This window comes from Halalkalibacter sp. HAAS-P013, from assembly GCF_056619925.1.
In genome coordinates, this window is the sequence record NZ_JBWQTU010000005.1 from 339,720 (window position 1) to 359,221 (window position 19,502).

A 19,502-nucleotide genomic window follows, 5' to 3' on the forward strand; every position below is an offset into this window, starting at 1 on the left:
TTGGAAAAAAGACGTGTTGTAATAACTGGGATGGGTGCGGTAACGCCCCTCGGTTTAAATGTTGCAAATACTTGGGAAAGTGCGATAGCTGGGAAATCAGGAGTCGGTCCACTAACAAGAGTTCAAGCTGAAGAATTTCCAATGAAAGTAGCAGCCGAAATTCGTGATTTTGATCCGGCTGAATTTATTGACAAAAAAGAGGCTCGTAAAATGGACAGGTTTACACAATTTGCCGTTGCCTCTTCATTAATGGCTCTAAAAGATGCAAATTTAGAAATTACAGAAGATATTGCTCCTCGGGTTGGAGTTTGGATTGGTTCGGGAATTGGTGGCATGGAGACATACGAACAGAATTTCCGTCAATTTCTAGAAAAAGGACATCGTCGAGTTAGTCCATTTTTCGTTCCAATGATGATCCCAGATATGGCTTCGGGACAGGTATCAATTACAACTGGAGCAAAGGGAATTAACTCTTGCACTGTTACAGCTTGTGCTTCCGGTACGAATTCAATTGGAGATGCATTTAAAGTTATTCAGCGTGGAGATGCTGATGTAATGATTACAGGAGGATCAGAAGCGCCAATTACGAATATGGCAGTTGCTGGCTTCTGTTCAGCAAAAGCTGTGTCAACTAGTGAGGATCCTCAAACTGCTTCAAGACCGTTTGATGCAAATCGTGATGGGTTTGTAATGGGAGAAGGTGCAGGAATTTTAATCCTTGAAAGTTTAGAATCAGCGAAAAAGCGAGGAGCTACGATATATGCTGAAATTGTTGGTTACGGGGCAACAGGAGATGCACACCACGTAACAGCACCGGCACCAGAAGGAGAAGGCGGTGCTAGAGCTATGAAGCAAGCGATAGAAGATGCTGGCTTAAAACCTGAAGATATTGATTATTTAAATGCTCACGGTACGAGTACTCCATATAATGATAAATTTGAAACAATGGCAGCGAAATCAGTTTTTGGTGATCACGCTTATAAATTAGCAGTAAGCTCAACTAAATCAATGACAGGGCATTTATTAGGAGCTGCAGGGGCCGTCGAAGCGATCTTGTCAGTTAAGGCAATAAAAGAAGGTATCATTCCTCCAACGATTAACTATGAGACTCCGGATCCTGACTGTGATTTGGATTACGTACCAAATGAGGCGCGTAAGCAGCACGTACGAGCTGCCTTAAGTAACTCTTTAGGTTTTGGGGGACACAACGCAACGCTTGTGTTTAAAGAATATACTGAATAAAAAAAGGCTCGACTACTTAAATTCCAAAAGTTAAAGGAATTGAGTAGTCAGCCTTTTTTATATTTTACTTTTTATAATTCCTATTCTGTTTTAGTAAAGAATTCCGTAAGTGCTTGACGATTTGTTTCAACATCTATGTCTAAGACGGCTCCAGCATGTTGGTAATACGCATCTGCAAAACTATTCTCGATAGGGATACGTAACATTTCAATATTATCAATAGGATTAAGGACGACATCTCTTCCTAAGCTTAGCATTTTGGTCGTGCGCATATTTGTTTCTAAATGAGGCTCCAACATACCAATGAGTTTTGGAATTTTTGCCATACCTGATATAGTGAATAACTCATTTTTAAGGTGTTGCAATATTTCTTGTTGCCTTTTGACACGACCGAAGTCATTTTCATAGTCTTTACGAAAACGAACATATTTTAAAGTCTCTTCCCCGTTTAGACTTTGGGCTCCTGGCTCAAAGTTTATTGCGTTATTTGGATCTAACATCTTACGTTCTATCGTGACTTCTAACCCATTCGGTGCAATTGTATCAACCAACTTAATAAAACCATCGAAGTTAGCAAGCGCATAATAATGTATTTTTAGATCGAAGTTATGTTCGAGCGTTTGTTGAAGCAGTTCCACTCCCCCAAAAGCAAAAGAAGCATTAATTTTATTTTTGAATTTTCCCGGTATTTCTACATAGGCATCACGCATAATGGATGCAACCTTGGCTTCTCCATTTGTTGGGTTATACTGAGCTACCATGATGGTATCTGTACGTGCAATTTCATCCTTGGATGTGTCCATCCCAACTAAAAGCACATTAATTGGTTCGTTATTTTCAGGTTCTTTCGCCTTTATTATTGTATTATTTTCAACTTCATTGTTCGTACTTTTTGGTTTATCGTTTGTTATCATCATAATTCCTTGTTCAGTCTCAGTTCTCCCAGCTTCATACTGCGAAAATATGAATGTTCCGATCGCACCAAGAAGCAAGAGGAATGTAAGACAGGAAAAGATTAAAATGTTTCGATAGCTTCGTCTTCTTCTTATCTCCTTTAAACTTTTTCGGGTGGACAATGGAAGCCCTCCTCACGTTCCGGTAATTGTTAGGTAAGACATAGGATTAAACTTGACTGTTAACACTATATGATAATAAGGCTTTGGGTTACTGAACGAAAACATAGTAATATTATTCGTTGGAAATGACTTTTTCATGAATGAAAAATAAAAATAATTAGTATTACAGGAGTTGGAGGAATAGTATGAATTGTTTAGACTTGTTAGAAAGGAAACGAATGAACACTGCCCAAGAAGCAGTATTACTTATAAAACCAAATGAAGACATTATTGTTCCATTGGCAGTTGGAGAACCACCAGCATTAATGAGCGCGTTACCTTCACATAAAACATTGAAGGGAAATCGCTTGTTTCAAATGCTGTCATTACGACCGGTTATTGACGTGGAACCATCCAAACTGAAAATTATCTCCATGTTTTTAAACAAAGATGAGAGGAGAGGGTTTTACGAGAAAGAGCTTGATCTCTTACCAAATCATTTCTCAGATGTACCATCTATCCTTGAAGAAATGGCAAAGGATATCGTAATAATGGCAACGGTTTCTCCTATGGATGATGATGGTTATTTTTCACTAGGAACAAATTGTGATTATATTTATCCACATATTAAAAAAGCAAAAAAAATTATATTAGAAGTGAATAATGAGCTGCCATATACATTTGGTGAGAACCGAGTTCATATAACTAAAGTAGATGGGTTAATTGAAAATCATGTCTCATTACCAGTGACCCCAGATATTCCTTTACGGGAAGAAGATAAAATTATTGGCGAAACAGTTGCCCAAATGATTAACAACGGCGATACTCTTCAAATTGGCTTTGGAGCGATACCTAATGCTATTATGAACTTTTTGAAGGATCAGTTGATTTATTTGAGGCTGGAGCAATTTCAAATGCAAACAATCCATTACAAAAAGGAAGTATGACAGCAACATTTGCTTTTGGGACCAAGAAGTTATATAACTTTATGCATAATAATAAACAAGTTCAAATGTTTCCAGTTAACAAAACAAATGATAGTAGAGTCATTTCGCAAATTGATCGACTTATCACGATTAATGCAACGATTGAAGTGGACTTTTTAGGACAGTGCAATTCTGAATCGATTGAGGGGAGGAGTTATTCTTCCACAGGTGGACAAGGTGATTTTGGCATCGGAGCTAGAATGGCAAGAAGCGGGAAAGGGATTATTTGCTTGCATTCAACAGCCAAAAATGGCACAATCTCCAAAATTGTCCCTTCTTTGGCAAAGGGGGCAGTCGTAACAACTTCAAAAAATGATGTTGATTACGTTGTCACAGAATATGGTGTGGCCAAATTAAGGGGGAAATCAATTCGAGAAAGAGTAGAGGCACTAATTCAAATCGCTCATCCAAACTTTCGCGACGAACTAACACTTGAAGCAGAAAAAATAGGTTACCGATAAAAAGGGGGTTCTCAAAAGGTCTGTTTTTGACCTTTAGAGACACCCCGAAGCAATGAGCGGAGTCGTTACATCTTTTAAAAGCCTGGGTTACACACTCACGGCGCGTAGCAAAGGGAGCCATTGCTAGGTAATTGAAAAGGGCGGGTTTTTCCTTTATCAGTGCCCGCGAAATAGGTTGTCTCAAAATTTTATTTGAAATTTGTATCGAGCCACGTAATTGCTTCTTCTTTGGTTTTGATTTGATCATTTAGTTGCAAGCATGTTAACTGGTGTAGAATATTAGAAAAAACAGGACCAGGTTTTATTCCCCTATCAATTAAATCCCTTCCAGAAAGCAATGCTTTTACATTCTTTCTTTTCTCTAAATAGGTATGCAACATCTCGTTCTTTGTTAATACAGTATAAATAAAAATCGTCTCTTCAGTATAATTGTAAAATTGTTGATGGATTGAACCGATCGTAGTAAGTTGCTCTATTTGGTGTTCATCCAAGATTTCAAGCTGCTGTATGATTTGGTTTTGTCGAGCTGTTAACGCAAAGAGCTTCACTTTTCTTTTCCAATCTTTTTGATGATAAGCAAAAGTAAGGAAAATAAAAAATGGATCTTGTATTTCGTTAAGTATAGCATCTACTTTAATTATCTCTTCCTCTGTAGGACTATGACCAAGTAAGGTAGTCCACACACCAATCTCATCTAGCATTTTAATAGCTTCAATAATGGTACCTTCATAAACGAGTAACTCGAATTCACGTAATAGACGTTTAGCACTTACTTGCTTTAACATCGCTACAGCATCGATGGCTAACGTGAAAGTTTGCTCTGTTAGCTGATAATGAAAGCGTAAGGCGAAACGAACTGCCCGGATAATCCTCGTAGGATCTTCAATAAAACTTAGTGTATGCAAGATACGGATGTTCTTTTGCTCAATGTCATCCTGACCTTGATAGAAGTCAAGTAATGTCCCAAAATGACTTTTGTTAATTTGAAGTGCCATCGCATTTATGGTAAAGTCACGTCTTCTTAAGTCTTCTCGAATATTAGAAGCACGTACATTAGGAAGTGCTGCTGGGGCATCATAATATTCAGTCCGACATGTGACAATGTCAATTTTAACGTTATCTGTAGTTTTCCATGTTGCTGTACCGAATTTTTCATGCGATTTGACTTGACCACCTAAGCGTTCGGACAGTAGGTTGGCAAAGGCAATTCCGTCTCCTTCTATAACTAAATCGATATCTTCATTTGCTCGATTCAGAATAAAATCACGAACAATCCCACCAATTAAATAAATTCTCACTCCTTGACTATCAGCAATCGTTCCAATTTCGATAAGAAGTTTGTAAATGTCTTTCGATAACTGGCTTTTCATCATCTCTATAATCGATTGCTTGCTTAACTTGCTTGTCTGCTTATGCAATTGTTCGATAATATCGGTTCTTGATAAAATACCGACCATTTCATCATTTGACAATATGGGTATACGACCAATGTTGTGTTTCATCATCGTCGATTGAATTTCTTCCAAAGAAGCATTTGGAGAGAGAGTCACAGGCTGTGTAGACATATATCCTTTTATTGGGGCATGTCCAAGTCCATGATGAGTCGCTTTATCCACATCACGACGAGAAATGACACCAACCAGTTGTCCTTGATCATTCACCACTGGGAAACCAGTATGGCCGTATTGATACATCTGTTCAAGAACCTCATTAATAGTGTCATATGGTGAAACCGACTTTACTGGAGATGCCATAAAGTCTGCAGCAGTAATGGCTGGTTTAATAATTACTGCTAATGATTTTTGGACAGTTTTTATGACTTCATTAAGATCTTTTCTCTTTAAAGTAGCTGACGCCGCTTGTGCATGTCCGCCACCGCCGAGTTCTGTCATTAATTTTCTTAGATCAACGCGCTCTGACCTTGCTCTAGCAACTACATAGACATGGTCCTTCATTTTAACAATTGAAATAGCTGCATCTGAATCGGTTGATTCAAGTAATCTTCTTGTTAAGGTAGCAAGTCCGCTTTGATAGCTTGGTTGCTCGTGTGTCGTTAGAAAAAGTGTTATACCTGAGTTATATTGTTCCTTTCCATTTGACAGGAGTGTTTGAAAAAGCTGTCTATTTTCAAGCGACAATGGCTGCTCGGAGAAACGATCAATCAATGTAATGTCCATGTTATGCTTCTTTAACTCTGATGCTATAAAAAGGTCTTTTTCTGTTGTTTGTGGATAGGTGAAATTTCCTGTATCCGTATAAATTCCTAAACCGAATAATGTTGCTTCAAAAGGAGTAATTGTAATCTTTCTATTATGTAATTGCTCAGTTAAAAGCGAAACCGTTGCCCCAACTTGTTCTATATGACGTTCTCCTGTTGTTACATCTCCTTCTTTTGGTGCATGGTGATCGTAAACAATGAATTGTACATGTGGAGACAAGTCTGAAAAGGGGATACCAGTTCGTTTTAATGAGGCAACATCGACAAGAATTAACGTACGAACATGTTGCCAATTTATTTCTGTATATGATGAAAAGGCAAGTTCATCTCTATAAATTGCTAAATAGGACTTTACGGTTGGGTGCTGTTTATCAGTAAGAGCAACTTGAGCCCCAGGGTGAAGTTTTTTAGCAGCTAGCATTGATGCTAATCCATCAAAGTCTAAATTTACGTGTGAAACAATAACATCCATAGTTTTCCTCCTTTCTAAAGTATTTCTTATATTTTAACAAATTTGCTCATTATTTGATAAGTGATGAGAAGATGTAGATGTTATCCCTCTTCTTCAATGATTAAGCCTTTTAATTCAATTGGAGAACCTTCATAATAATCGAGATATAATGATTTTTTTGTCCTTGCTAATGATTGGTGTTCATTCATGATTAAAGTCTTAAAGCTTTTTACTTGTTGAAGGGTTGTTGTCTTTGATTTAGCTAAATGAATGAGAAATTGTGCTGGAACAAACGATAGGAATGGAGAAGAATGTTGCACTGTTATCCCAATCGTTTTTAAGTCGCTTTTATGCTTTAAAACTAAATCTTCTATTGAAGAGAGATAGGTTGTTCCAGACAGCTTATCAAAGGATTCAAGGGCCGTCATTGCTTGGTTATATTTTTGGACGAGTTTCTCTATATGTGTTAGGATTTCTTTACTTGTTTCGTCTAAATCAGTCGCTATGTTATATAGTTCCTTTTCATGCCTATAAAATTGTCTAAAGGCATCTCTTATATGTTGTTTCGTCTGAAAATATCGCTCATATGAAAGCAAATGGTTTTCAGTTGGATGGCTCGTGTGATTTTTTGTTAGTTCTGTTCGCTCGATTGGTTGAATAGGATCCACACTATGCACTTCAGTCATACGATTTACATATGCAGCTTGAACTCGTTCGGCTTTTGTACGAGAAGTTCGAGAGATTCGAGTCAACAGGATCACCATCCTTTCTTGAAAATATACTACTAGTTTTATTCCTTGTTTAGGTGGAAAGTACCTGTTTTTTAGTGAAAATAATGATTATTAATGAATAGAAAGGGTGCTTCATTTGCAAATAAGAAAGTTAGAAATTAAAGATGCGTCCCTCTTTAAACAGCTTAGATTGCAAGCGTTGACACAAGTACCAGAAGCCTTTGCTGCAAGCTATGAAGAAGAAGCAGGGGAAACCATTGGTTTTTTTGAATCGAAATTAACGAACGCGGAAGCATTTTATGGATTGTTCAAAAATGAGGACCAGCTTGTAGGCATCATAAGTCTTTCGCGTTCAAAGCTATTAAAAATGCAACACAAGGCTGCAATTGGAAGTGTTTTTATAGCTGAAGAGGCAAGAGGACAGGGATTAGGGAAAGAACTATTTACTTATGTGATGGAGGAGGCGCAAGCTCAAGGAATCGAGCAGTTACAACTTGTCGTTGCAGCACAAAATGAAAAAGCTAAACAACTTTATGAATCTTTAGGATTCCAAGTATATGGGTTTGAGAGAAGAGCTCTTAAGATTAACGAAGAGTACGTAGATGAAGAATATATGATGAAGATTTTATAATACCCAAAGAGGTTGAACCGGTGCGGTTCAACCTCTTACAATACTACCTTTTATTTTGAAAATACATGATTACCAATACGAATCGTTTCTGTTCTTGTAGCATTCCAATGATTTGTTGCAATCGTTGGATTGTAGAAAAATAGTGAGCCTGAACCTTGTCCACGGAACGCTAAAGCCTCGTTAACAGCACGAATAGATTCACTGTCAGCAGCGCGGTTAATACGACCGTTCTGTACAGGCGAGAACGCGTAGTAGCCATTTGAGACCTCATTAATGACTCCTGTTACTGTGTTTGGAAAATCCTTGTGAGCAACACGGTTCAACACAACGGTTGCTACCGCTACTTTCCCTGCAAAAGGTTCACCTTCTGCTTCTGCAAGGACTAAACGTGCTAAAAGGTCTTTTTCTGCTGCTGAGATAGATGCAGGAATTGTTAATTTTTCTCCAACCATAATCATAGAAGAAGATTTGTTATTTACTTTTTGAATATCAGTAGCTGAAACGCCATATTGCTGACCTAATTTATAAAGGGTATCTCCTGCAACAACCGAGTGTGTAACTGATTGTGCATGTGTGTCATTCCCTCCAATAAAGAAAATGGATGCTGCCGCGCAAATAGTAAAAATCATTTTTTTCATAAGTTAAAGCCCTCCTCGGTAAATCGTACTCTACTAAACTAGCATAAAATTTGGGTAGATGAAGTAGTTAACTTTTTCCAGTCACAAATACAGAGTACAACATGCCATGGAGCAGTAAGGAGCACCCTCTTATTTTACAGTTATGTAACGAAATGTGGGGAAATCTATACCTTTCTGGATAGGAATGAATGGTGATATGTACAAGAATGGATGAAAAGTCAGTACTAATAAGGGGTTTCGTTGTTATTTTAGATATATAGTAAATCAGATAATTTGGAAATTAAACCTGAGTAGGCAACCTTTTCCATTATCTTTTTGAAAAGGCTGTTTCCGTAAAGATTGTTGCTGTGAAGAAACGTTTTTCTCGTAGTGAAATGGAGCGGAAGTCACTCGACTCCTGCGGGATGCAGAGGTAGGGCGAGACCCCGCAGGCGCACAGCCGAGGAGGCTCGGCACCTCCCCGCGGAAAGCGAGTGGCTAGAGCGCAATGGAACGAACAGGTGGTGAACACGTTACAACAAAGTATGCGAAAACAGCCTTTGAAAAAGAATCACTGGTATCTGTAATATTGGTGTTAACGAGTTGTAATATGTTTAAGTTATACTAGTCTTTGTGATTATTACGGATTGGAGGGATGATGTGAAACTAACATCTATTAAGACAAGCATCCTTTGTATTGTTGTCATCCTAATTCAACTCATTCAAGGACCCCAAACAATAGAAGCTGCGAACGAGACATTGTCATTATATAGCGAAACAGCGATTCTTATGGACGCTGAAACGGGAGAAATATTGTTTAATCAAGAGATGAACCAAAAGATGTACCCAGCAAGTATTACAAAAATAGTAACGGCAATGGTTGCGATAGAAGAAGGGAACCTTGATGATATCGTTACGGTAAGTGAAGAAGCTGTAAATGTAATAGGAACACGCGTTTATTTACTAGAAGATGAACAAGTTTCTTTGCTAAAGCTTGTACAGGGGCTACTGATTAATTCTGGAAATGATGCGGGAACAGCCATCGCAGAGCATATGTCAGGAAGCGAAGAGCTTTTTTCTAGGAAGATGAATCGTTTTATTGAGGAGAAGGTTGGAGTGCAAGACACGAATTTCACAAATCCTCATGGCCTTTATGATGAGGAGCATAAAACAACAGCTTATGACATGGCTAAGATCACACAATATGCTATGCAAAATGAAACCTTTCGAGAGATTGTTGGTACAAAAGAGATGGAATGGATTGGAGAAGGGTGGGAAACAGTCATTTATAATCATAATCGTCTGTTATGGCATTATGATGGTGTCACGGGTGTGAAAAATGGTTTTGTGCGAAAGTCGGGTTATACTCTTGTTACAACCGCAAAGCGGAATGGAATGGAGTTAATTGCAGTTACATTAAATGCACCCTCTAGTGATCATGCTTATAGTGATATGATTACATTATTTGATTATGGATTTGGGCATTTTCAGACGAATGTTTTGTTTAGTAATAAGATCTTTACTTCCGAGTCAGGAGATCGTTTTGAACTTGAAGAAGATCTATATTTTCTTTCTAACCGAAATGAGGAGATCTCTGTAGACGTTAATCCCCTTGGTCGCTTGTGGGTAAGAGGCGAAGGGGATCGAATTATTAAAACAACATTGTTAAATCCAGAAGATAAGCCTGATGAGAAGGATGATAGAAAAAGATTAGAAGAAACAGAAACACAACCTTCATTTATCTATCAGGTATTATCCCAATTACGATCGATACTCTCGATTTAAAAGCATGTAGAGAGGGAGGATGCCTCCTTCTCTACATTTTTTTTAAATGAACTTCTTCAACACGATGGCCTGCCCCTTTTTTCAAAATGAGGTCGGCTCTATGGCGGGTTGGTCGAATATTCTTTTCAAGATTGATACCGTTGATCGTAGTCCAAATGCTTTTGGCGACATCGTAAGCTTCAGAATCACTTAAATGACGAAAACGGTGAAAGAAGGATTCAGATTGCTGGAAAGCAGTATTTCTAAGCAGTTTAAATCGCTCAATATACCATGAGCGAATGTCCTCTTCATCTGCATCTACATAAATAGAAAAATCAAAAAAATCAGAGACAAACACTTGAGGAATACGTCGGTCTTTTTTATTTACTTGTAAGACATTAATTCCTTCAACAATGACAACATCAGGTTCGATTATTTTTTGAACAGTATCTTCTAAAATATCGTATGTTAAATGCGAATACATAGGCGCTTCAATGTAAGCGTGACCAGATTTTAGTTCATATAGAAAACGAATTAATCGCCCAATGTCGTAGCTTTCAGGAAACCCTTTTCGTTTCATTAACCCACGCTCTTCAAGTACCGCATTGGGGTATAGAAAGCCATCTGTAGTTATTAGGTCAACTTTAGGGTTATTGGGCCAGCGTGAAGCTAATGCTTGTATTAACCGTGCAGTGGTACTCTTTCCTACCGAAACGCTACCCGCTACCCCGATAACAAATGGAACTTTCTTCGTTTTTTTCTGCAAAAAACTACTAACATTTTCATGTAAAGTAACAGAGTGAGTCATGTGCATATATAGTAATTGTGATAGTGGAAGATAGATATCAGTAACCTCATCTGCAGAAATTGTCTCATTGATACTTCCTAGCTTTTCACGTTCATGGGCAGACAAAATCTCAGTAGTTAATTTTGACAATTTTGCCCATTCAGCACGGCTAAATTGGGTATAGGCAGATAAAGGAACAGACTTATTTAAAGTAAGCATAATTTTCTCCTTTTATTTATGATAATTAAAAGGTGATGCAAGCTTCTTTATTTGCAAAAAAAGCTTAAGCAAAAAATGTTTAACAATTGTAAATAATTGATGAAAAGTATCTTTTTGTATAGTAACACTATTTTGGATGGAAAGGGGAATTTTTCACTCATTATTTCTATAATGAGTTATAATTGATCAAAAGTAGTGTGGCGAAAGGATAGAAAATGGGATGAAAGTTATTATCGCAGAGAAGCCAGATCAAGGAGCGAAGTTAGCTGCGCCATATCAATCAGTAAAAAAGGCAGGGTATATTGAAATTAAAAAAACGGCTCAATTCCCAAAAGGCGCCTACATCACGTGGGCTGTTGGGCATTTATGTGAGCTAGTTCCACCTGAGGTTTACGATCCAAAATGGAGGACATGGAAGTTAGAGACATTGCCAATTTTGCCTTCACGGTTTCAACATCAAATCTCAAAAGGAAAAGGGAAACAGTTTCAAGTGGTAAAAAAATTGGTACAACAGTCGAATGTGACTGAAATCATCATGGCAGGCGATGCTGGACGTGAAGGGGAATTGATCGTGCGTTTAATTATTGAACAATGTAACGTTCAAAAACCTTTAAAACGGCTGTGGCTTTCTTCTCTTACCAGAAAAGCAGTAGAGGAAGGGTTTCGCTCACTAAAAGCTGAGGAACAAACAAGACCTCTATACTATGAAGCATTAAGTAGATCATGTGCGGATTGGCTCGTTGGTATGAATGCATCAAGGGTATATACTCTTCTTTTACAAAAAAAAGGAATCTCAGATGTCTTTTCAACTGGTAGAGTTCAAACCCCAACGCTAGCCCTTATTGTGAAGAGGGAACAAGAGATTGAAGATTTTAAACCTGAACCGTTTTGGGAAGTAACGGCTACTTTTATTGTCGAAGGAAAAGAATTCAAAGGCGTTTGGCACAAAGATGGTGGTAAGCGTATAAAAACTGCAGAATTGGCAAATAAAATTGCGATCTTTTGTAAAGGGAAACAAGCAACGATTGTTGATGTGAAAAAGGAAGAAAAACGATTTAAGCCGCCTTTTTTGTATACTCTTTCTAGTCTACAAACAGTAGCAAATCAACGCTATCGTTATTCACCGAAAAAAACACTCGATATCGCACAAAAGCTCTATGTAAAAGGCTTTATCTCATATCCGAGAACGGACTCTCCTTTTGTTACAAAGGGAGAAGCATTCACGTTTCCAACCATTCTTGATACTTTATCAAGGAAACCGGAATATGCATCGTATTTTCCTCTCCCTGTTTCAACTTTAATTGGTAACCCACGTTTTGTGAATGATCAAAAAGTAACCGACCATTATGCCATTATTCCAACTGAACAAGTACCTGATCTAGAGAAGCTCATAACAGAAGAAAAAAACATTTATGATCTAGTTGTTCGTTCTCTCCTTGCTGCACATGAAGAAGATGCAATTGTTGACACGACCAAAATTGAAACACTCGTTGATGATCGAGCTACATTCCAATCAAAAGGGAAAGTAGTGAAGCAATTAGGATGGAGAAAAATCATTCAGACAAATAAACGAGACAAAGATCAAGAGCTCCCTACCCTTGAAGTTGGAGATAATGGGCAAGTTAAACAAATAGAGCCGAAAGAATCTGTTACACAGCCCCCTAAAAGGTATACAGAGGGCCAGCTTATCAATGTCATGAAAACAGCTGGGAAACAAGTAACGGACCTAGAACTTGAGAAAATATTGATGGAATCACAAGGACTTGGAACAGAAGCAACGAGAGCAGGGATTATAACGATTTTAAAAGACAGGGGATATATGACAGTAACGAAAAACATCGTTTATCCAACTGAAAAAGGTCGGATATTGATTGAGGCATTAGGTTCAAGTCTTCTGACTTCTGCAGAGATGACGGCTAAGTGGGAGCAGCGACTACGTGAGATTGGAAAAGGAGAGGCATCACCTGCACTTTTTATGGATCAAACGAAGAAGCTTGTTACTCATTTACTTGATGAAGCAAGTAGACAGGCTTTATCATGGGACTTTTCAAATTTTGACACGTCGTCGATGCAAAAGAAACCAAAACGGGGCAAAAAGCGCTCTACTTCAGTAGGGAAGTGTCCGGGCTGTGGTGGATCAATTCTAGATAAAGGTACATTCTATGGATGTAGCCAATTTCAATCACATCAATGTAAGTTCACGATTTCTAAAGTTATTCTTGAAAAAAAAATCAGGCAAAAAGATGTGAAAGCTTTACTAAAAGATGGGAAGACAGAAACGATCGAGGGATTTATAAAAGATGAAAAAACATTTAAAGCGGCTCTTGTTTGGAACAAAGAACAAAAAAAAATTACATTTCTAGTATAATGAAAAAGATAGCCAGGGTTATTATGAAAATCGCCCTAGCTATCTGTTTTTATACTTTCCTCATTTTCTAATGCTTATTTGAAAATGTGTAAGAGGGCACTGAAAAAGTCGATTTTTCTTTTTCAGTGCCCTCAGTACGTAAGAAGATGATTTTTTGTAGAAAAGGCAGAAGTTGGTTCATTTTAGACAAACTCTTCATATAGTGGAAATAAGGAGGGTGTCATCAAAATGGGGGTTGTAAGAACGGACAAGTGGTTATATCACTACAACAATAAGTGGAATAAAGCAAAGACAATTGAAGAAAAAGTGGAATGTCAGCGTGATTTAATCATTGAGCCACTATGTGAAATCTTTTCAACTAATGATGTAATAGGTCTTCACCAATATCTCATTCAGATGGGACTGTTTCTACCAGATCAATCAATTAATTTAGAATATGAAAAATGGAGCGAGACGCTACCATGGTTTATTATCCAAAAACAGCTTTTAAAATTACAACACAAATGGAATGGTCCAGATGTAAAGATATATATATTGCCAATGAATCATTGTGATCAATTTTTAAAAAAGGAACTGGGCGGTAAAACAGGACTTTCATTAGACCGTGGCATCGTTCTTTTTATCCATTCATCTACAACAAAAGAAGATTTATTAGCATTAATTACTCATGAATACCACCATATATGTCGCTTGCAAGCAATGAATCAAGCCGAGGAAACAGTGACATTTCTTGAATCGATGGTGATGGAAGGTTTAGCTGAATTTGCAGTGAAAGAAGAATGTGGGGTTCGGGCATGTGCTAGTTGGACAACGCGTTATGATCATGTTTGGACGAATCAGTGGTTTGAAAGATGGATTCGCCCCAATTTAAAGAAAAAAGGGAGAAAGCATTATCTTTCACTTCTTTACGGAAACAAAGAGTTAGGGATTCCATTATGGTTAGGATATTATACCGGCTATAAGATCATCGAATCAGCTACGAATGACTCAGACACGACGTTACGTTTATTACCTTTATCTGCTGACACGTTTCTTGATCGATCTTTGTTCAAAACATGAGGAGTGAGAAAAAATGGTAATCGTTTGTTGTGATAGCTCATGATTAGATTGTTTTTTGTGCTTATAGGTTTCACGTTTGCAGTAATAGGTGGAGTAACGATCTTAGCATACTTGAATTTGTTAATCACTGGTTATACTTCGTCAATGTATTTACAGTTTTTATTGCACAGGGTAGAGTTTTATTTCTTTATTATTGGGATCGTGATTATCATTGTATCAATGACGTATCCAATGAAAAGAAAGAAAAAACAAAAAAAATCATAGAACAATTGGAATGAATTGAGAGAGTGTGGAATAAACTGGTTCTCCCCTGCCTATACTGTTGATACAAAACGATTTCAGTAAGGGGGGTTTTTTATGGTCCATATCCGGGACGTATGGGTCAATTGGTTCGAAGGGGAGGAAAATGGATACAACGTATGTAATTTTCATGAATGGCGCAGTGATGACAGAATTGAAGTATTGGATCAAGCCATTTTGGTATATGTTACTCCGAACCTATTCCATTATATTGAAAATGACCTATCTGATTTACCAGAAGATTTGTTATCGGAAGTTCACCAACAGAGTTACCTCAGGAAAAATATGTCACGTATCCAATTAGATTATTGTTTTGTTGCAACTGATGGCGAAAGAATAATTGCAATTGATACAATGGGGTACAAAACTCCTATAAGAAAAAGCCGACTAACCCCAAGACAAGAACAAATGGTATATGAGCAATTAAAACAAAATGAATTGAAACTGTTTGAGTTAACTTTAGATGTCCAGAAAGATTATCATATCCTTTCGCCAAGCCCAGAAGATCTTTGGGGACTGACAAGAAAAGAGCGTCAATTAAAACAGCTTTTATATATGGCACTAGATCAACTCTATTCAACGGGTACTGATGCTGAAGTGCGGTATTGGTATACCGAATGGAGCCCAAATGATTATGTTCGAATTCAAATGCTTAATCGGGATGAAGCATGGGAACAGCTTTATTCAGAAATACGTCAAGGGTGGACCGAAAGACACCATCAATTATGTGAAGCTTTAGTGAGAGGACAAGCTTTCTTTGAGAAACTTTGGGAGCTTGAACATGGGACAAGCGTTAAATAATGAACGGTTTGTGAACAAGTATAGAGCGAAGTGTAAAAAGCATACTAATGTCTAAGAAATAGCCTAACCGGCTTTTTCTTAGGCATTTACAATGTATCTGAACTCTCCTATAATTAATAACGAAATGTTAAAAGGCATGAGGAGGGGAAAAATGGATAACTTCGCATATACAGTCATGCAAATCTTTACGGTTGTATTACTTGTTGGAACTCTTGGACTTTCATTTTTTGTTGGTAAAATCATGAAGAAAAATAGTGGTTATTAAATAACCAGGAGGACAGAATTTTCCTGTCCATTAGAAAAAGGGCGGGGGTGTCTCAAAAGGTCAAAAACAGACTTTTGAGACACCTCTTTTTTATTATTTCCTTTTCTTACGTCCTAACCCCATTGCTCGCTCGGCTTTTTCCATCATGCGTAAAGCAACATCATTCGCTTTATTTGCTCCGTGATCGAGAATGTCGTCAAGTTCTTCTGAGTCGATTAGTTCATAGTAGCGTTGTTGAATCGGGCGTAATGTTTCGACAACGACTTCAGCTAACTCAGACTTGAAATCACCATAACCTTTTCCTACATAACGTTCTTCAATGGTTTCAATGGATTCACCTGAACATAGGGAATAAATAGAAAGTAAATTTGATACTGCCGGTTTCTCATCGCGATCAAAACGGATGCTACCTTCCGTATCTGTAACGGCGCTTTTGATTTTTTTCGTAATGGTTTTCTCATCATCAAGCATTGAGATGTAACTTTTCGGATTCGGATTGGATTTACTCATTTTCTTGGATGGATCATTTAAAGACATAATTCGTGCACCTACCTTAGGAATCCGAACTTCTGGAATCGTAAAAATATCATTGTATTTTTTATTAAAACGTTCTGCTAAGTCACGGGTAAGTTCAAGATGCTGCTTCTGGTCTTCTCCAACAGGGACGATATCCGTTTTATATAGAAGAATATCTGCAGCCATTAATGGTGGGTATGTAAGCAAGGCCGATGAGACGGCTTCTTTGCCATCCGACTTATCTTTAAATTGCGTCATACGCTCAAGCTCACCTATGTAAGAAACACATTGCATCAACCATCCAAGCTGAGCATGAGCAGGAACTTCTGATTGAATAAAAAGTGTTGCCCTCTCGTGATCAATTCCAACAGCTAAGTATAGGGCAGCAAGGCTGCGTATATTTTCACGTAGTTTTAGTCGATCTTGTGGAACTGTGATCGCATGTTGATCAACAATACAAAAGTAACAATTATAATCATTTTGCATGTCAACAAAATGCTTCATTGCTCCTAAATAATTTCCCAGTGTAAGCGTACCACTTGGTTGAATTCCAGAAAATACGGTTTTCATATTTGTCATTCCTTCCATTAACAATTGTTATACATCAAATCATATCAGATTGCTTTCAAAAAACATAGGTACATACTTTATATGAAAAGACAACTTTTTTTCATATGCTGGATGTGAATGTTCTACAAGAAAAAGTAAACACTAACTTTATCGTATTAGTACCTGGTTCAAGGAAGTGAGGTTCGCTTATGAGTCAAATTACAATCTTTTCGGCATCTATCGGAAATGGTCATAACGAAGCTTCTAAAGCCTTGAAAGAACAATTGGAGCAACAAGGCGAAACAGTGACGATTATTGATACATTTCACTCCATTCATCCGTTATTACACAAAACTTTTTTAGAGTTATATTTACGGATGATCGAGAAGACCCCGAGGCTTTGGGAAAGGCTTTACCGATATAGTGAAGAATACTCATGGTTTTTAGTATTAGATCAATTAGGTACATTCTTCTGTGAAAAGTTAAATTCAATCATTACGAAACAAAGAACCAGTGTCATGATATCAACACACCCGTTTGTTACCGCTTTTTTAGCGAGATTAAAGAAAAAGAAAAATTTAAACATGCCGTTATATACAGTAATTACTGATTTATATTTACATCCTGCTTATGTAAGGCCTGAAATAGACGGGTATTTTACAGCTTCACCACATATTAATCATTTTGCCCAAGAGCATAATTTGCCTTTAGACCAATTATTTTGTACAGGAATTCCGATAAAGGAAATTCCGGATATCAACATACCTAGATGGAAGTTACGAAATGATTTAAAGCTGCAGCCAGATGAAAAAACGATTCTTATATCTGGTGGGGGCTTAGGTTTGGGCAAGTATGAAGAGATCATTCGAACCTTAGAAGAACTACAGCAGAACATTCAAATATTATGTATGACGGGAACAAATAAAGAGTTAGAAGAGAAGATCCGCCAGTGTAGAAGCAAACATCGGCTACACATAATTTCATATACTAATCAATTCACAAATTATTTACGGGCAAGTGATCTCGTTATTTCAAAAGCAGGTGGATTAACTGTATCAGAAGCTCTAGCTTGTGAGACCCCAATTTTGATTTATCAGCCAGTTCCAGGACATGAAGAAGATAACGCCCAATTTTTAGTTGAGTTTGGCACCGCTGTGAAAGCAGAACGAATTGAAGACATATCTAGTCACATAGAAGAAATGGTGTTTAATGAAGAGACGTATCATCAATTAGTTTCAAACGCAAGAAAGTTAAAGAAGCCAGATGCGGCAAGGCATATTGCTTATGTTATAAAACAGTTAGTTCGAACAAAGCAAGTCTTATAAAAGGATGACAAAACTGACCCATGTGGCCTTAGGGTCAGTTGTTAGTCATCCTTTTATTTTGTGTTAAGACATGGGTACTTGGCGTTGTATCTTGCCTTCAATTCGATTAAAGATATTTTCAAGAGAAGGACCTGTGATTGTAAGCCCGTGATTTTTTAATCCGATAATGGTCTCTGCTGGGTTATCAGACTCACGGATAAGAGAGGCAACGGTTTCTGCGAGTTCAAGCGTTCCACAAGGATAGTTAATTTCAGTAGCTTGAATTCCATCCATCCAAGCATGGATATGAACAATAGCACCAACATCAGGATGTTCTTTATAAATCATCCAGTGTTCAATTGCATCCACAGAAGCTCGCTTTGGACTAACGTTCGGTGGAATACTAACTTCTATGTGATTTTCCTTATCATTGTAACCTTTTATATATAATATATCTCGCCCGATTTCTTTCATGTTCGCTTTGTTAATCCCACTAGCACTCATCCAAAAATGGTCTTCATCACTTCTAGCACTTAAATTTCCATAACTTAATCCGCCAAGCCCATAAAGTTTATTTAAATGACGCATGTCTCTTTCGCTTAAATACTTGTCCAGAGGAAAAGGAGCTGGAAGTAAGTCCATCTCATCAAGTTTTTTGCCTGATTGACTTAATTCAGTCGTTACACGATCCCCTTTCCAAAGTTGTTTTGGAAGATCTTCAGAGAATTGATTATCAATGACCAGTCTTGAACAAGTAAGAGGTTGCAGACGCTCGTATATTTTTTCTAGAAACTGCTGTTTATCATCCCCTTCATGATATGAAATGGAATAACAACCCTGTTCAGGTGTTAAGAAATGAACATCTGTTTTACCTGAGCGATGGTTAATATACATAAAGTGGTTCGCTAATGAACGGATGAGAAAAGGATATACTTCTGTAAATAAATCATAAGGTTGACCTGAACTTTCTAGTACAGCAACGACAAATGTTGCTTGTGCTTTTCTCCTAAAAGGCTTGATATCAGCTTCTGTGACAAAATGAAAGACGAGTTGAAGAGGGGCGTTTGGGTTATCAGTATACGTAAAACCATTTCTTGAAAATGTTGAAACGAGCCCATCAGCTAGGCTTTGTAAAAATGGACTTGTAGGGTTTGAACTAAGCATAAAATTTTTCATGT

The 19,502-nt window shown here is 37.5% G+C and carries 17 protein-coding genes; 10 read left to right on the forward strand and 7 right to left on the reverse strand.

Annotated features, from left to right (window positions below; all coding sequences use genetic code 11):
- Entirely contained in the window at window positions 1-1,242 is a 1,242-nt protein-coding gene (gene fabF, locus AC1FXP_RS09965) for a beta-ketoacyl-ACP synthase II (protein ID WP_480060848.1), read from the forward strand.
- Window positions 1,243-1,322: 80 nt separating this feature from the next.
- On the opposite strand, the gene AC1FXP_RS09970 is transcribed toward fabF, so the two are convergent.
- Window positions 1,323-2,318, reverse strand: a complete 996-nt coding sequence (locus AC1FXP_RS09970) for an LCP family protein (RefSeq protein ID WP_480060850.1) — start codon at window positions 2,316-2,318, stop codon at window positions 1,323-1,325.
- A 185-nt stretch (window positions 2,319-2,503) separates the two neighbouring features.
- Between AC1FXP_RS09970 and AC1FXP_RS09975 the strand changes: the two genes are divergently transcribed.
- Together AC1FXP_RS09975 and AC1FXP_RS09980 are read left to right on the forward strand one after the other, a co-directional pair.
- Window positions 2,504-3,244, forward strand: a complete 741-nt coding sequence (locus AC1FXP_RS09975) for a hypothetical protein (protein WP_480060852.1) — start codon at window positions 2,504-2,506, stop codon at window positions 3,242-3,244.
- Window positions 3,241-3,744: an acetyl-CoA hydrolase/transferase C-terminal domain-containing protein gene (locus tag AC1FXP_RS09980; protein WP_480060854.1), complete on the forward strand. Its 504-nt coding sequence runs from the start codon at window positions 3,241-3,243 to the stop codon at window positions 3,742-3,744. The genes AC1FXP_RS09975 and AC1FXP_RS09980 overlap by 4 nt, the downstream gene beginning before the upstream one ends.
- A 188-nt stretch (window positions 3,745-3,932) precedes the next feature.
- On the opposite strand, the gene AC1FXP_RS09985 is transcribed toward AC1FXP_RS09980, so the two are convergent.
- Both AC1FXP_RS09985 and AC1FXP_RS09990 read right to left on the reverse strand, forming a co-directional pair.
- Window positions 3,933-6,434 carry a CBS domain-containing protein gene (locus tag AC1FXP_RS09985; protein WP_480060857.1) on the reverse strand — a complete coding sequence of 834 codons (2,502 nt, stop codon included), beginning with the start codon at window positions 6,432-6,434 and terminating at the stop codon, window positions 3,933-3,935.
- Window positions 6,435-6,514: 80 nt separating this feature from the next.
- Entirely contained in the window at window positions 6,515-7,165 is a 651-nt protein-coding gene (locus AC1FXP_RS09990; protein WP_480060859.1) for a hypothetical protein, read from the reverse strand.
- 115 nt (window positions 7,166-7,280) lie between these two features.
- Here AC1FXP_RS09990 and AC1FXP_RS09995 point away from each other — a divergent pair, with 115 nt between their 5' ends.
- On the forward strand, window positions 7,281-7,775 hold the full coding sequence (locus tag AC1FXP_RS09995; protein WP_480060861.1) for an N-acetyltransferase family protein: 495 nt from the start codon (window positions 7,281-7,283) through the stop codon (window positions 7,773-7,775).
- 50 nt (window positions 7,776-7,825) lie between these two features.
- On the opposite strand, the gene AC1FXP_RS10000 is transcribed toward AC1FXP_RS09995, so the two are convergent.
- Window positions 7,826-8,413 (reverse strand): cell wall hydrolase, encoded by a 588-nt coding sequence (locus tag AC1FXP_RS10000; RefSeq protein ID WP_480060863.1) that lies wholly within the window; start codon window positions 8,411-8,413, stop codon window positions 7,826-7,828.
- Between the two features lie 639 nt (window positions 8,414-9,052).
- On the opposite strand from AC1FXP_RS10000, the gene AC1FXP_RS10005 reads away from it, so the two are divergent.
- The gene (locus tag AC1FXP_RS10005) at window positions 9,053-10,177 is read left to right on the forward strand and encodes a D-alanyl-D-alanine carboxypeptidase family protein (RefSeq protein WP_480060866.1); all 1,125 of its coding nucleotides are present in this window, start codon (window positions 9,053-9,055) and stop codon (window positions 10,175-10,177) included.
- A 31-nt stretch (window positions 10,178-10,208) separates the two neighbouring features.
- On the opposite strand, the gene coaA is transcribed toward AC1FXP_RS10005, so the two are convergent.
- Window positions 10,209-11,162: a type I pantothenate kinase gene (gene coaA / locus AC1FXP_RS10010; RefSeq protein WP_480060868.1), complete on the reverse strand. Its 954-nt coding sequence runs from the start codon at window positions 11,160-11,162 to the stop codon at window positions 10,209-10,211.
- A 220-nt stretch (window positions 11,163-11,382) separates the two neighbouring features.
- Here coaA and AC1FXP_RS10015 point away from each other — a divergent pair, with 220 nt between their 5' ends.
- From AC1FXP_RS10015 to AC1FXP_RS10030, 4 genes are all read left to right on the forward strand, one after another.
- Window positions 11,383-13,530, forward strand: coding sequence for a DNA topoisomerase III (locus AC1FXP_RS10015; RefSeq protein WP_480060870.1), 2,148 nt, complete (start codon window positions 11,383-11,385; stop codon window positions 13,528-13,530).
- 228 nt (window positions 13,531-13,758) lie between these two features.
- The gene (locus tag AC1FXP_RS10020) at window positions 13,759-14,589 is read left to right on the forward strand and encodes a DUF2268 domain-containing putative Zn-dependent protease (RefSeq protein ID WP_480060872.1); all 831 of its coding nucleotides are present in this window, start codon (window positions 13,759-13,761) and stop codon (window positions 14,587-14,589) included.
- Between the two features lie 39 nt (window positions 14,590-14,628).
- Entirely contained in the window at window positions 14,629-14,853 is a 225-nt protein-coding gene (locus AC1FXP_RS10025; protein WP_480060874.1) for a YuzI family membrane protein, read from the forward strand.
- A gap of 93 nt (window positions 14,854-14,946) precedes the next feature.
- Complete coding sequence (locus AC1FXP_RS10030; protein WP_480060876.1) at window positions 14,947-15,690, forward strand: DUF3603 family protein; 744 nt, start codon at window positions 14,947-14,949, stop codon at window positions 15,688-15,690.
- Between the two features lie 358 nt (window positions 15,691-16,048).
- Here the strand turns inward: AC1FXP_RS10030 and trpS are convergent, their stop codons facing one another.
- Window positions 16,049-17,041: a tryptophan--tRNA ligase gene (gene trpS / locus AC1FXP_RS10035; RefSeq protein ID WP_480060878.1), complete on the reverse strand. Its 993-nt coding sequence runs from the start codon at window positions 17,039-17,041 to the stop codon at window positions 16,049-16,051.
- Between the two features lie 188 nt (window positions 17,042-17,229).
- Here trpS and AC1FXP_RS10040 point away from each other — a divergent pair, with 188 nt between their 5' ends.
- The gene (locus AC1FXP_RS10040) at window positions 17,230-18,345 is read left to right on the forward strand and encodes an MGDG synthase family glycosyltransferase (protein WP_480060880.1); all 1,116 of its coding nucleotides are present in this window, start codon (window positions 17,230-17,232) and stop codon (window positions 18,343-18,345) included.
- Window positions 18,346-18,408: 63 nt separating this feature from the next.
- Here AC1FXP_RS10040 and AC1FXP_RS10045 read toward each other — a convergent pair whose 3' ends face one another.
- Entirely contained in the window at window positions 18,409-19,500 is a 1,092-nt protein-coding gene (locus tag AC1FXP_RS10045) for a class II aldolase/adducin family protein (protein WP_480060882.1), read from the reverse strand.
- Window positions 19,501-19,502 lie beyond the last annotated feature (2 nt).